Origin of the sequence: Clostridium sp. 001 (assembly GCF_019056555.1) — a bacterium.
GTDB classification, from domain to species: Bacteria; Bacillota; Clostridia; order Clostridiales; family Clostridiaceae; genus Clostridium_B; species Clostridium_B ragsdalei.
In genome coordinates this window covers 3,359,307-3,374,059 of the sequence record NZ_CP020473.1, presented here as the reverse complement: position 1 = coordinate 3,374,059, position 14,753 = coordinate 3,359,307, and the positions used below count along the sequence as shown (strand labels likewise).

General features: G+C 30.7%; 12 protein-coding genes, 1 pseudogene and 1 riboswitch. Of the genes and pseudogenes, 6 read left to right on the top strand and 7 right to left on the bottom strand.

Features of this window, described 5'->3' with window-relative positions; translation table 11 throughout:
* Positions 1-11: 11 nt before the first annotated feature.
* Entirely contained in the window at positions 12-1,400 is a 1,389-nt protein-coding gene (locus B5S50_RS15740; protein ID WP_065077186.1) for an MATE family efflux transporter, read from the bottom strand.
* A gap of 80 nt (positions 1,401-1,480) precedes the next feature.
* Positions 1,481-1,891, bottom strand: coding sequence for a MarR family winged helix-turn-helix transcriptional regulator (locus B5S50_RS15735; RefSeq protein ID WP_217302301.1), 411 nt, complete (start codon positions 1,889-1,891; stop codon positions 1,481-1,483).
* 508 nt (positions 1,892-2,399) lie between these two features.
* Between B5S50_RS15735 and B5S50_RS15730 the strand changes: the two genes are divergently transcribed.
* Positions 2,400-3,638: a S1C family serine protease gene (locus B5S50_RS15730; protein ID WP_065077188.1), complete on the top strand. Its 1,239-nt coding sequence runs from the start codon at positions 2,400-2,402 to the stop codon at positions 3,636-3,638.
* Positions 3,639-4,194: 556 nt separating this feature from the next.
* Here the strand turns inward: B5S50_RS15730 and lgt are convergent.
* On the bottom strand, positions 4,195-4,965 hold the full coding sequence (lgt, locus tag B5S50_RS15725) for a prolipoprotein diacylglyceryl transferase (RefSeq protein ID WP_217302300.1): 771 nt from the start codon (positions 4,963-4,965) through the stop codon (positions 4,195-4,197).
* Positions 4,966-5,325: 360 nt separating this feature from the next.
* Here lgt and B5S50_RS15720 point away from each other — a divergent pair, with 360 nt between their 5' ends.
* Positions 5,326-6,099, top strand: a complete 774-nt coding sequence (locus B5S50_RS15720) for a GDSL-type esterase/lipase family protein (protein ID WP_065077190.1) — start codon at positions 5,326-5,328, stop codon at positions 6,097-6,099.
* 107 nt (positions 6,100-6,206) lie between these two features.
* On the top strand, positions 6,207-8,126 hold the full coding sequence (locus tag B5S50_RS15715) for an ABC-F family ATP-binding cassette domain-containing protein (RefSeq protein ID WP_065077191.1): 1,920 nt from the start codon (positions 6,207-6,209) through the stop codon (positions 8,124-8,126).
* Between the two features lie 29 nt (positions 8,127-8,155).
* Here the strand turns inward: B5S50_RS15715 and budA are convergent, their stop codons facing one another.
* The 4 genes from budA to B5S50_RS15695 form a co-directional block, all read right to left on the bottom strand.
* A complete protein-coding gene (gene budA, locus B5S50_RS15710; protein WP_065077192.1) occupies positions 8,156-8,875 on the bottom strand; it encodes an acetolactate decarboxylase in 720 nt (239 codons plus the stop codon).
* Positions 8,876-9,046: 171 nt separating this feature from the next.
* Entirely contained in the window at positions 9,047-10,441 is a 1,395-nt protein-coding gene (locus B5S50_RS15705) for an amino acid permease (protein WP_065077193.1), read from the bottom strand.
* 140 nt (positions 10,442-10,581) lie between these two features.
* Positions 10,582-10,668: riboswitch (glycine riboswitch) on the bottom strand.
* A gap of 259 nt (positions 10,669-10,927) precedes the next feature.
* Positions 10,928-11,182, bottom strand: coding sequence for a DUF1653 domain-containing protein (locus B5S50_RS15700; RefSeq protein ID WP_254306609.1), 255 nt, complete (start codon positions 11,180-11,182; stop codon positions 10,928-10,930).
* A gap of 453 nt (positions 11,183-11,635) precedes the next feature.
* Positions 11,636-12,397: a TSUP family transporter gene (locus tag B5S50_RS15695; RefSeq protein WP_065077195.1), complete on the bottom strand. Its 762-nt coding sequence runs from the start codon at positions 12,395-12,397 to the stop codon at positions 11,636-11,638.
* Between the two features lie 125 nt (positions 12,398-12,522).
* Between B5S50_RS15695 and B5S50_RS21665 the strand changes: the two genes are divergently transcribed.
* The 3 genes and pseudogenes from B5S50_RS21665 (at position 12,523) to B5S50_RS15685 (ending at position 14,696) form a co-directional block, all read left to right on the top strand.
* On the top strand, positions 12,523-12,726 hold the full coding sequence (locus B5S50_RS21665) for a LysR family transcriptional regulator (RefSeq protein WP_254306766.1): 204 nt from the start codon (positions 12,523-12,525) through the stop codon (positions 12,724-12,726).
* Between the two features lie 43 nt (positions 12,727-12,769).
* Positions 12,770-13,093, top strand: a pseudogene (locus tag B5S50_RS21660) (LysR family transcriptional regulator substrate-binding protein); the annotation flags it as partial.
* A 115-nt stretch (positions 13,094-13,208) separates the two neighbouring features.
* Entirely contained in the window at positions 13,209-14,696 is a 1,488-nt protein-coding gene (locus tag B5S50_RS15685) for a pyridoxal-phosphate dependent enzyme (RefSeq protein ID WP_217302299.1), read from the top strand.
* The last annotated feature ends 57 nt before the right edge of the window (positions 14,697-14,753 follow it).

Genomic DNA, 14,753 nt, shown 5'->3' with positions numbered 1-14,753 from the left:
CTGTAAATTGATTACTTTGCGCATTCTGCAGATACTTCTGGTGAATGCACATTTTCTTTTGCATTTAAATTTAACTTCTTAATTTCAAAATATAAAAACAAAGCCGTCAATATGGAAGCTACAGCATCGGATACAGGAGCTGCCATCCACACTCCATTTAGCTTAAATATTCTTGGGAGTATAAGAAGCATAGGAATAAGAACTATTACCTGTCTTAAAAGTGCTAAAAACATAGATATTTTAGCTTTTCCTATAGCTTGAAAAAAGTTAGAGCTTACTATTTGAAATCCTATTATAGGAAACATAACCATAAATATTTTTATTCCATTTACAGTTATATTAGTCAAATTCATATCAGACTTATTAAACATATTTACTAAAGCTGTAGGGAAAATTTGAACTGCAATTCCTCCTGCAGCAGATATAACAGTTGCGGCTGTAATTGCAAGTAGTAATGCTTTCTTTACACGTCTATGCAATCTAGCTCCATAATTAAATCCAATTACTGGCTGTGACCCTTGATTTATTCCAAATATAGGCATAAGTATAATAGTAGCTATACCATTTATTATGCCCATAGCACCTATAGCTAAATCCCCGCCATATATTCCTAAGCTCTTGTTCAATATCACATTTACTAAACTTGCAGCAATCTGCATTGCAAAGGGAGACATTCCTATGGAAAAAATACTTGTAACTATATCTTTATTTAAACGAAGATACTTCTTTTTTATTCTAAGCATACTATTTCCCTTTAAGAAATAATAAAGTACCCATATCATATTTATACCTTGGGAAATTGAAGTAGCTATAGCCGCTCCTCTTATTCCAAAATGAAGTATATATATAAATAGGAAGTCCAATATTATATTACATATACCACCTATAAGCATTGTATTCATTGCCGTCTTAGGATCGCCTTCTGAACGTATTACATTATTTAATCCAAAACCTACAGTTTGAAATATAGAAACAGAAATTAAAATAGTTATAAACTGCCTAGCATAACCTATCGTGTTATCACTAGCTCCAAAACCCCTCAACATAGGGTCCACAAAAATAAGTCCCAAAATTGTAATTGCTATAGAAACTATAATCAAAAGTACAAATGCATTTCCTAATATGTGCTCTGCTTCATCTTTATTGTTTTCTCCCAGTTTTATAGATATTCTTGCTGCAGCACCTATTCCTACAAGCATACCAAAAGCCATTATAAGTATGGATATAGGGAAAGTCAAACTTACACCTGATATAGCCATAGCTCCAACAACTCTTCCTATAAATATCCTGTCTATTACAATATAAAGTGAGTTAACTAGCATGCCAATTATAGCTGGTATAGAAAATTCCAATAGTAATTTACCAACCTTTTCATCTCTTAATTTTACCGATCGTTCCAAATTAATTCCTCCTATAGAAATAGTTAATAGCCTAAATATTTTAGGCTGTCCTACAATAAATTCTTATTCAATTTTTTCAGTCAGCAAAGCATGAGCTCCTTTTCTTCTTTTGAAAACCCGTTACTTAATATTTCCTCTATTTCATCATTTGCTGACATACATTTAATCCTTATGTTTTTTCCTTCTTCTGTAAGATAAATTCTATTTATTCTAGCATCTTTAGTGTCCTCTCTTCTATCTATCCATCCCTTTGATACTAAAGTATTTACAAGCCCTGTAATGGAAGCTGGTCTTAATTGAAGTTCTTCGGCTATTTCCTTCTGAGTTAACCCATCTTCTATCCATAAGTGTACAAGTACTCCTACTTGTGATGTAGTCAAACCATATTTAGCAAGTTTACTATTATGTAAATTTGTCATATTTCTATAAATTACCCTAAGCCAATATGTTATAAATTTATCACAGGGTTCACATTTTACTTTGCTTTCCATTTAGTTAGCCTCCTAATTAATTGCACAACCTATGTTATAATAATAAATAAGTATTGTCAATACTCTTTAGTAAAATTTCAAGCAAAATTGTCACAACTCATTAACACTTCTGTCATACAACTGTAACAAAACAACTATACTATATATACATAAAATAAATAATTAAGAGATTCAACTTTTGCAGTTTAATAATATTGCGAAGCAAGGCTTCGCAAGTTAAGAATTAATAATGAAAAATTAATAGTGAAGGATGATTTTTAGCTATCGCAAAAAATATTTAAATTTATATAAGTCAGTGCTTAGTAATGTTTTGCTTTAGCAAAACGAGCCTTCAAAAATTTTTTAATTAAAGATTTTTTGTAGTGTAGCGAAAAAAAATCCACATTAACTATTAATTCTTCATTCTTAACTATTAATTAAAAATATTGCTTCGCAAAGTTTTTATATTAAGTGAAAATTTTATATATGCGAAAGTTGAGTTAAGATATTATTATAAGGAGGTACTTACATGGGTAATTTCAACAACGAATATGATACTTCAAAAATAAGTTTAAAAACTAAGTTCAAAGACAACCTTAAAAGAAGTAAAAAATTTATGTCTTATATAGCTGTAGGATTAATATGCAGTATATTAGGTGGAAGTATTTCAATTGCAGGTGCCTTATATTTCGTACCAAAATTAGGTATGTTTAAGAGCACCCCATTATATCAAAATCTAGCTTTTCAAAATACAGGAAGTGAAAAATCTTCTACTATAAATGCTTCCCCTATATCAACTGCGAAAGGTGGCCTTACTGTATCTGAAATAGCAAAGAAAGTAGGTCCTGCTGTAGTTGGAGTATCTATAAAAACTGCTTCACAGTCATCCGACATATTTGGATTTTCTGGTAACAGCCAATCTAATGAAAGTCAATCAAACGGAGGCAGTAGTGACAGCCAGGATGATGGCATGGGCTCAGGTATAATAATAAATGAGGATGGATATATACTTACAAATTATCATGTTATAGAGTCTGCTGAAAAAGTAAGTGTAATATTTAACAATAAAAAAGAAGTAACTGCAAAAGTAGTAAATTATGATGCAGGCCTGGATCTAGCCATAATTAAAGTAACTACCAATGAAAAAATGCCAGCTGTAGCAGAATTAGGTGATTCAAAGAATCTTCAGGTAGGTGATTCTGTAGTAGCTATAGGAAATCCTCTTGGTAAAGAATTATTAGGTACTGTAACTACTGGTGTTATAAGTGCAACAAACAGACAAATTAGTGTTGGCAATACTACTCAGTCCTATCTTCAAACAGATGCTGCCATAAACCCAGGGAACAGCGGCGGTGCACTTGTAAATTCTGCAGGTCAAGTAATAGGTATAAATTCTGCTAAAATAGGTGGAAGTGGAGTAGAAGGAATTGGATTTGCAATACCAATAGACACTGTAAAACCTAAATTAAGCGGTCTTTTGAAACCTATTTTAAAGATAGGTATTGCAGGTAGAGATATAAATTCACAGCTTTCCCAAGCATATAATGTACCTGAAGGTGTATATGTAGCAGAAGTGCAAGAATTTAGTGCCGCAGAAAAATGTGGACTTAAGGTTGGAGATGTTATTCAAAAATTTGACGGTAAATCTGTAAAGTCTATAAGTGAAATAAATGATATAAAAGCTACTCACAAATCTGGAGATACAGTGGAAATTGTAGTAAACAGAAACGGAAGTACCAAAAAACTGAATCTAACATTGACAGAATAAAACCTGTAAATCAAAAATAAATATTCTAAACAAAAATAAGATTATGCTCCGAATGTTTTTTACACCATTCAGCTCGTTAAATATTTTGATAAGTCTAAGTAAAACATTTTGAAAAAACTAAGGACTTTTGAAAACTCGTACCTCAAACAATTCAAAGGTCCTAAGTTTTCAAAAACTTTTTACTAAGACTTATATACAAAATATTTAAATGTGCTTCATTATTGTAAAAAATATATTTGCGCATAATCTTATTTTTAAGTTAGAATGTATCTTTATAATACAGTAAATGTTAAACGTCTAAAATAGAATTTATGACTAAAAGTTTACTTATACTTGGGAAATATGCTGACAAAATTGAAATCACGTTTAAAAACTTTTTTTATAAGTCTTAACTTGTATTTCAGAAAATCTTAGGGACTTAGATATGTTTGAGGTACGAGTTTATCTAAGTCCCTTTAGATTTTCAAAATACAAGTTTTAGACTTATTAAAAGTTTTTATGGTGATGAAATTTGTCAGCATATGACCGATTATAAGTAAACTTCAGTGATAAATATCTATAATGAGTTTGTATTTTTCTTGTGCTTTAAATATATGAAAAAGCCTATGCTAAATATAACTCCTGTAAGACTAACTAACTGTGCTATTCTTATACTTCCAAGCATTAAACTGTCAGTTCTAAGTCCTTCTATAAAAAATCTTCCTAATGAGTACAAACCTATGTATGCTGCTATTACAAAACCTCTATCATGCTTTCTTCTCAAAATATATACGAGAATTATACACACAGTTAAATTCCACAGAGATTCATACAAAAATGTAGGGTGATAATAAGTTCCATCTATAAACATTCCCTTTTGTATAAACAACGGAAATTTACTTATAAATTGATAACTTACAGGTCCACCATGAGCCTCTCCATTAAAAAAGTTCCCCCACCTTCCTATTGCCTGAGCAAGTATTATAGAAGGTGCTACACAATCAGCTAATTTTATAAAATCTATTTTTTTATGTCTGGTATATATGTACGCAGCTGTAAGCCCAAATATAAGTCCTCCATGAATAGCAAGACCTCCCAGCCTTATATTGAACACATCTATAATATTATCCTTATAATCTTGAAACTGAAAAATAACATAATAGGCCCTAGCTCCTATTATAGCAAAGGGAAAAGATATTAAAAAAGTATCTACTATATTATCAAAATTGTAGTTTTTGTTTTTACAATTGAATTTAGCTAAAAAAAGTGCTGCCATAACTCCTAAAGCTATCATTATACCATACCATCTTATTTGAAAGCCATTAATAGAAAATGCTACTGGGTTCATAAAACATTACAACCTTTCTAAAATATAATTTTGTTATTATAATCTTATATCCAATTGTACCAATGTTTTTAATTAAATACAATTTATTCACAAAAAATAAGCACTGCCAATTATCAGTGCCTATTTGAATAATAGAGGGGACTATTATTTTACTATTATTAAACTTTACCTAAGTACATTTATTATTTTATACAATTGATGTGACAGCAATATGTCACATATATTAAATAATTGTTTAGTTTCTTAATATTGTATTAACTTTTAACTTAATTTTACCTTTACTCAGGATTTATCCTACATACTTTTTATCATAATAAGTAAAGATAGATATATATATTTTAAAATTTAAGGAGGATGTCCATGCAAACTAAAAATTTACAAAAGCTGTTACTAATAACAAGTACCATAGCAATATTTTCAATTATATTGTATTCAAATAATTGTTTAAAATCATCCTTAAATTCTCCACCACCTCAAACCACAAGTTTTTCAAGCAATACTGTCATCTCTGAAGATACAGATATACTGAAAAATATAAATTTGGATCCCAAAATTTATTCTGAGTATTACATTGAAAAGGTTACAACTTATGTAAATTCATACAGAGAACAAGGTAAAATAGTATTTTTAGGAGACAGTCTTACAGATATTGGGCAGTGGAATGAGCTATTAGATAATCCTGATATATTAAACCGCGGTATTAGTTCTGATACTACTTCTGGAGCTTTAAACAGATTAAGTGAAATTACAAAATTAAAACCCCGAAAAGTTTTTATTATGCTTGGAATAAATGACATTGACAAAGGATTATCTATAGGAGTGATTATTAAAAATTATTCCAGGATACTACAAAATATAAAAACTGATTCTCCTAACACTTTAATATATGTAGAAAGTGTTCTTCCTATAAATAAAGATATATATAAAACCAGAACAAAAGATAATCAGATAATAAATTTAAATGCATCCTTAAATAACCTTTGTAAAAACTCAAATGTACAATATATAAATCTGTATCCCCTCTTTACTCTGCCAAACCAAAACAAACTTTATAAGGAATACACTATAGGCGGATTGCATGTAAATGGGAAAGGCTATAAAGTATGGAGAGATGCTATAAAATCCTATTTATAAAAAAAATTCCAATAGATTTAATTTATATAAACTAAATCTATTGGAATTTTTTATATTTGGGTCTAGCGCAAATACATGATATGATAAAATAAAGGATGTGTAAAAAAATGAACTTGTTAACTGCAGAAAATATAAGTAAAAGTTACAGTGAAAAAATATTATTTAAAAATATATGTCTAGGTATAAATGAAGGAGATAAAATAGGTGTTATAGGTGTAAATGGTACAGGAAAATCTACACTTTTAAAGGTAATTGCAGGATGTGAAACTTCAGATGGAGGTAAAATTACTAAATCAAAGGAAGCTTCTATAGGATACCTTCCCCAAAATTCTGATTTTACAAGCAGTAATCTAACAGTTCTTGAGCAGATTTTTAGGGGCACTTCTCCTGTTATGAACCTTTTACGAGAATATGAAAAAACTCTTAAGCTTATTGAAAAAAATCCAGAAGACAAGAGTCTTCAAGCTAAAATTGGAATCTTAAATTCCAAAATGGATGCACAAAATGTGTGGGAAATTGAAAGTCAGGCTAAAACTATTTTAACCAAACTTGGAATAAATGATTTTAATGAAAAAATATCTGTGCTCTCTGGAGGTCAGAAAAAGAGAGTAGCCCTTGCATCTGCTCTTATAACCACTTCAAATATTTTAATACTTGATGAGCCTACAAACCACCTTGACGATGAAACCATAGAATGGTTAGAAGATTTCTTAACAAAACGAAGTGGTGCCCTGCTTATGGTAACCCATGATAGATTTTTTTTGGACAAAATAACTAATAGAATGTTTGAACTTGATAGGGGAAAACTCTATAGTTATATGGGAAACTATAGTAATTTTCTTGAAGAAAAAGCTGAAAGACTTGAAACTGAAAATGCCAATGAAAGAAAAAGGCAAAATCTTATAAGGAAAGAACTTTCCTGGATAAGAAGGGGTGCAAAAGCAAGAAGTACAAAACAAAAAGCCCGAATAGAAAGATTTGAACAATTAACTACAGAAGGTACATCTTTAAATAAATCAAAACTTAATATTAGCCTTCAGAGTACAAGAATCGGTAAAAAAGTCATAAACCTGGATAACATAAGCAAAAGTTTTGGTGAAAAAACATTAATTAAAAATTTCACTTATAACGTACTAAATAATGATAGAATAGGTATTATTGGACCTAATGGAAGTGGTAAATCCACTCTTATGAATATTTTAACTCAAAAAATTCTGCCGGACAGCGGTACTATAGATATAGGTGAAACAGTAAAAATAGGATACTATTCTCAGGGAATTTCTGATATGGATATGAACGAAAGGGTAATTGAATACATACGTGGGACATCAGAATATGCCTCAACTTCATCGGGTGAAAAAATAAGTGCTTCTGCTGTACTTGAAAATTTTCTATTTGAACCTTCAGTTCAATGGACTCCCCTTGGAAAACTTTCAGGAGGGGAACGAAGAAGATTATACCTTCTAAAAATACTGATGAATTATCCTAATGTACTTTTGCTGGACGAACCAACAAATGATCTGGATATAGAAACACTTACAATCCTAGAGGATTATATTAATGATTTTGAAGGAACTGTTATAGCTGTATCCCATGACAGATACTTCCTTGACAAAACAGTTGATAAAATATTTTCTTTTGAAGGAAATGGTAAAATCGCTCAATATACAGGAAACTACTCCCATTTTCACGAAACTGCAAAAATACCACAAGAAAAAATAACCACTAAGAACAATACAGCTAAAAACAATTATAGGTTGCAAAAAGAAAAGCCTTTAAAATTTACCTATGCAGAACAAATGGAGTTTGACAAAATAGATGAGGTAATTGAAAATCTAGAAAAATCTATATCTGAAAAGAAAATAGAAATGGAAGCTGCTTCATCTGATTATGCACTTCTTGAAGATCTCTTATCTGAAAAGAATTCACTGGAAAAAGAATTAGAAGAAAAGATGGACAGGTGGACTTACCTAAATGAACTCAATGAAAAAATTGAACAAGAGAAAAACACTAGACATTGTTATTAACACTGTCTAGTGTTTTTTCTATCAATACTTTATTTTTCAACACTTGTTATCTCATCGTTTCTATCTTTCACTTCCATATTGTAAAAATTTTCATTTTTAGGAAGTTCCATTCTAAAGCAAGAGCAATTCTGTACATAAGCCTTTACACTTTCAATAGAAAATTCGCTTACATGTCCACCAAATTTCTTATCTTTATTTATAAAATGGAAGTGGTATCCAGGGACATTAAGACCTTCAACATAATCGGGACATCTAAATCCAACCACATATCCATCAACATCATTATATTCAAACATAGGTTGATTTTTAACAGCTTCAGCCATAGGCTTATAAGGCATATTCTGTTTTACAACAGTACGTGTTTTTACATAATTAAATTTACCTTCCATATAGAAAGCATAAAATATATTTTTACTTTCTATAAAGCTGTCCAATTCTTTTCTTATATCTTCATAAGAAGTACAATTTTGAATATTATAAGTGTTATAATTCTCCATTTCAGTGACTACAGCAAAAGGAACGGATACGTTTTTGGAACATACGTATACACTGCCATCAGGTTTAGTCCTATAAAAAGTTCCATTTAAGAGAGTTAGTTCACCATCTAGACCTTTAAAAGTACCTATACCAAAATTTCCTTTTTTTAGAAGTTTAGATAATGAAACACAGCCATCATATAGTCCCGAAACAAGTGCATTTATTGTAGACATTTGATATATATGGTTTGGGACTTTCACCTCATCATCCATATTACATTCACCTCTATGTCATTATAGCATAGCAAATTCCTACTTTCTACTCTTAGAATCTGTCACTACAATTAAACACATTTGCTTAAACCATTTAGAAGGTTGATCAAATTTACAAATCTGCAAAATTTAAATTCATAACATTTAGGAATAAATTTCTTTAATGTTAACCTATGCTAAATTTCTTTTGCTGTCTTCTCCAGTTTCCTTTTTTGATTTAAATATCTTGTAAATCACCCCAAGCATTATAAACCATACAGGTGTTACAAATAGAGCTACACGAGTTTCATTATTAAGTGCCAATGTAACTATAACAAAAGCAAAGAATGCTAGAATTATATAGTTCATGATTGGATAAAGTGGCATTCTAAATTTATTCTTGGCAGCAAGTTCAGGTTTAGTTTTACGATATTTCATGTGGCAGATAACTATAATTGCCCAAACATATATATAGCAAAATGTTGATATACTTGTAATTAGTACAAATACTTCACCTGGCATGATATAGTTTAAAATAACTGCAATTAATATAACGGCTGCAGAAAATATTGCAGCATTGCAAGGTATATGGTTAGAAGTTAATTTTTTCATTGAATCAGGTGCATTTTTTTCTTGAGCAAGAGAGTAAACCATACGGCTTGTACTGAAAATACCACTGTTACAAGCAGATGCAGCTGATGTTAGTACAACAAAATTTACAATGCTTGCCGCTGCTGCAATTCCAACTGAGGCAAATACCTGTACAAATGGGCTTTTAGCCGGATTAATTGAGTTCCATGGATATATGCCCATAATAACAGCAAGTGCTCCTACATAGAAAATAATAATTCTAATTGGAATGTTATTAATAGCCCTTGGAATAACATGCTCTGGATTTTCAGTTTCACCAGCTGTTAAACCAACCAATTCGATTCCAGTGAAAGCAAACACAACCATTTGAAATGAAAGTATAAAACCATTTACCCCATTTGGTAACCAACCGCCATGTCTCCAAAGGTTTGAAAAGCTAGATGCACCAGCACTTGTAGAAAATCCTTTAATAATCATAAATGTACCAACTATAATAAGTGCTAAAATTGCAACAACTTTAATTAATGCAAACCAGAATTCCATTTCACCAAACAATTTCACCGCAGTAAGGTTCATAATTAGTAAAATTACAAGAACTATAAGGCTTGGCACCCATCGAGGTATATTGGGAATCCAGTATTGTACATATAGTCCAGTGGCAGCTACATCGGCCATAGCAAGTGAAATCCAGCAGAACCAGTATGTCCATCCAGTAATAAATGCTGCTCCTTCTCCTAAATAATCGTACACAAACTCTACAAAAGAATGGTAGTTTAAATTAGAAAGCAATAATTCGCCAAGGGCACGCATTACAAAAAATAAAATAATTCCTGTTATAGTATATGCAAATAAAATAGATGGACCAGCCAAGTGAATAGACCTGCCTGAACCAAGAAATAATCCAGTACCAATTGCACCTCCAATTGCAAGTAATTGGACATGACGATTTTTTAGTCCTCTCGATAAATTTTGATTTTCTGATGTTAATTGATCCATTTTATCCCTCCATCTTAGTTAAAAAGCATGTACTAAAAATGCCTTTTCCTATATAAATATTTTATGATTGGAGATACAAATGGGAATAGATAAGATCCAAATGAAGTAATTGATTATGTATTACTTTTTATAAGATATGTTACCTTTCCCCTGTCCTTTTACCTGAGAGTTTCGCCCTGCGACTTTCTCCTTCGGTGCTCAATAAGAGTCTCTCCAAGGATTCATCCAATAGCGGTCATCTCTATAATTAAATAGGTACCTGAAAGATTTACTTCTTCGGTGAATGGCAAAAGCCATAACTCTCCCACTATCTTCATCTGAATTATTAATTTTATTATATACTAATACATATTTAATAAAATTGCAACAACTTCTTCACTTTTAATAAATAAAAATTATATTTAGTCATAATTTCTAAAAGTATTTATACTAAAGTGACCATATTAAGTTAAAACTAAATAAAATTAGAGAAATGAAAATGCTTTTCTATTTAATTAATTCAAATCTCCACTTTTGGCTTACTTCAGGATACTTTTCATGATCTACTTCACTAACAAACATGTCTATTGGTCTTGCGAATACACCGCAGTTACCGTAAAGAGCTTTATATATAACTAATTCTTCTTCTGTCTCAGTATGTGTTGCAAAATCTAATATTAAGTAATTTTTATTTTTAAAGTGTCTAACCATCTTTCCTTTATGATTTCGTAATTCTATTTTTCTTTTTTCTAATTCGTCCATATATTTCACACTCCTTAAATTTCTTGGTATTCACATAAAAATTAATAGCAAAGAAAAAAGTAATCCATCTGGCAAAGACTAGCACCTTTTTCCTACTAATATATTAATTACTCAACTTTCGCAGTTTTAAAACTTTGCGAAGCAAAGCTTCGCAAGTTAAGAATTAATAATGAAAAATTAATAGTAAAGGATGATTTTTAGCTGTCGCAAAAAATCTTTTAATTTATATAAATCAGCAATGTTTCGTTTTAGAGAAACGAGTGGTGAAAAGCTTAATCAAAGATTTTTTGTAGTGTAACGGAAAAAAATTCACATTAACTATTAATTCTTCATTCTTAACTATTAATTAAAAAAGTTTATATGTGCGAAAGTTGAGTTAATTAGAATCCAATATTCCTAAAACAAAATAAACATTCTAGGATTGATTAGTGTTATCGGCACTTTCAATTGGAATTATAATTGCTTGGATAATATCTCAACTAATATTTTAATGAAAAAAATCGTAAGTACAATTATAATTACAGGACGTACTACTTTTGATCCGCTTTTTGTAAAATAACCAGAGCCAATGTAATTTCCAGCAATACTAAATAAGCCTGCGACTAAACCCAAAACTAAAAATACCTTTGCATTTATAATGAATGTTACTAAACTAGCTACATTTGATGATAAATTTATAGCCTTTGTAATTCCTGCAGAAGTATTCATACTCAAATTTGCAATGCTCGTCAATAATAACAATAAAAATGTTCCTGTTCCTGGGCCATAAAACCCATCATAGACTCCTAAAAAAAATGCAATTAGCATACATGTTATGTAAGTTTTATAACTAATTGATGTTTCCTGTTTATTATCTTCAAGATTATGCTTATGTAAAACATAAAATGCTGTTATAGGCAAAATGAACAACATTAAAATTTTAAAATAGAAGTCTTCTATTCTTAAGGAAATAAGAGCTCCAAGTGGCGACCCAATCAAAGCACAGACTGCACTGCAAATTCCTAGTTTCAGCTTTATATATCCATTTTTAGCATAGCGACATGTAGCTATAATTGTCCCCATACAAGAACTCATTTTATTTGTACCAATAGCAAAATGAACCGGAATACCTGAAATCATATATGCCGGAAGTGATATAAGTCCTCCTCCGCCTGCAATTGCATCTACAAAACCCGCAATAAAAACTAGTGGGCATACTATAATATATGTAATCATTTCTAACCTCCCCATAAATTCATACAATATTGATATTACCAACTTTTTAATATATAATCAAATTTATATATTTTACTTATCATATAAATTCAATTTATACTGAGGTGAAAAGTTTGTTTGAAAATATGAATTATGTTTACGATATATATAAATCCGGAAGTTTCTCCAAGGCAGCAGAGAATTTATATATAACACAGCCTGCCTTAAGTATTGCAATCCGCAAATTGGAACATAACCTTGGCCAATCTTTATTTGAAATAGGTAAAAAAATTTCTAAATGCAGCATGATCTCTGCTCAAATAAAAAAACAATCAGCATCTTTCTGCTAGTCAATCTGCAGTTGACTTATATGAGCTAAAAGATCTTCCATTTCTTTTATTAGAACCAAGCAATGAAATTTTTAGAAGAACTAAAGCAATTTTTAATTATTATCAAATTACACCTTTTGTAAAAATGTCATTTAATCAACAGATGACTTCATTTGAATTTGCTTCAAAAGGTCTTGGAGCTGTTTTTATTTCAGATACGCTGGTTAAATATTCGCCAAATGCGCAAAATTTTCGCTTTTACAAACTAAATTGTCCTATGCTAAAACGAGGAGTTTCTATTGCCTATAACAAAAATCAATATCTTTCTAATGCCTCTAAGAGATTTATCGATTACACTATTAAATTTTATAAAAGTAAATTTCATTAATCAATCTCTATGGTTATTTTTGACATATACTAAAAAATATTATATACTAAAGAATAGAATATGTTGACTAACTAGTTAGTCTAATTTTAACTTGTATAAATAGGAGGTAAAAAGGATGCATAAATTGATCGATTTAACAATCAATGAAGAACAATTGAAAAAAACAGCAGCCAGTGCCAAAGAAAAAAATATCATTATTCCAACACTAGCACAAATGAAAGATTCCAGCAAGGTGCCTGCAAAAATTAAATCTAGATTAAAAGAAACAGGATTATGGGACATAGATCCCATTAATTTATTTAGAATTTCCTGGTATAATGAGCCTGTAGCAAAAGGTGGTTTGTACAACAAATTACCAAACTATATTGAAATTCCTCCTGAAATTTCAGGTGTTAAAGCTAGAATTTTTGCTATGGCAGGAAAGTTCTTTCCAACAGGAGCTCACAAAGTTGGGGCAAGCTTTGCTTGTCTAGTTCCACGTTTAGTAACTGGTCAATTTGATCCTACTTACCATCAGGCAGTATGGCCTTCAACTGGTAACTTCTGCCGTGGGGGAGCTTATAACTCAGCATTACTAGGCTGCAGTTCAATTGCTATCTTACCGGAAAATATGAGTAAAGAGCGTTTTGATTGGCTCAAAAAAGTAGCTGGAGAAGTTATTGCTACTCCTGGTTCCGAAAGTAACGTAAAAGAAATCTATGATAAAACATGGGAACTAAGAAGAACAAGAGATAATGTTGTTATATTTAATCAGTTTGGTGAACTTGGTAACCATTTATGGCATTATGAAGTTACTGGCAGTGCTATGGAATCAGTCATTAAAGCTGAAGCTGGTGAAAAGGGAAAATTTGCTGGCGTATGTTTAACATCAGGATCAGCTGGAACTTTAGGCAGTGCAGACTATCTAAAGGATCAATATCCAAATGCTAAATTTGCAGTTGGCGAAGCATTACAATGTCCGACTCTGCTTAACAATGGTTTTGGCGAACATAGAATTGAAGGTATTGGAGACAAACATGTGCCGTGGATTCATAATATAAAGAATACAGACATGGTCATTGCAATAGATGATAATGATAGTTTAGCTCTGTTCCGTCTATTTAATGAACCTGCTGGACAAGAATATCTAAGGTCTACAGGAGTTAAAGAAGATGTAATTAAAAAGCTTTCATGGGTTGGTATATCAGGCGCAGCAAATATACTTTCATGTATAAAATTCGCAAAATATTATGAATTAAATGAAAATGATATGGTAATAACAGTACTTACTGATTCAGCAGAAATGTATCAATCAAGATTACAAGAAATGACTGCTGAAAGAGGAAGAGATTATGAAGTTGTTGATGGTGCTATAGATCATAATAGAAATGTTTTAGGCGTTAGAACTGATAGTATGGAAGAATTAACATATCAAAGTAAAAAGCGTATTCATAATCTTAAATACTATACATGGATTGAACAGCAGCAATATGATTTAGAAGAATTAAATGCACAATGGTATGATTATGATAATTATTGGGGTAAGCTGCACCAAATGGGACCAGAACTTGATAAATACATTGAGGCCTTTAATGAGAGAACTGGTTTAACAAAGAATCTATAATGCTTAGTAATAAAAGTTGTATGTTAAGGGGTATATTGTACATATATCCCTTTTCTT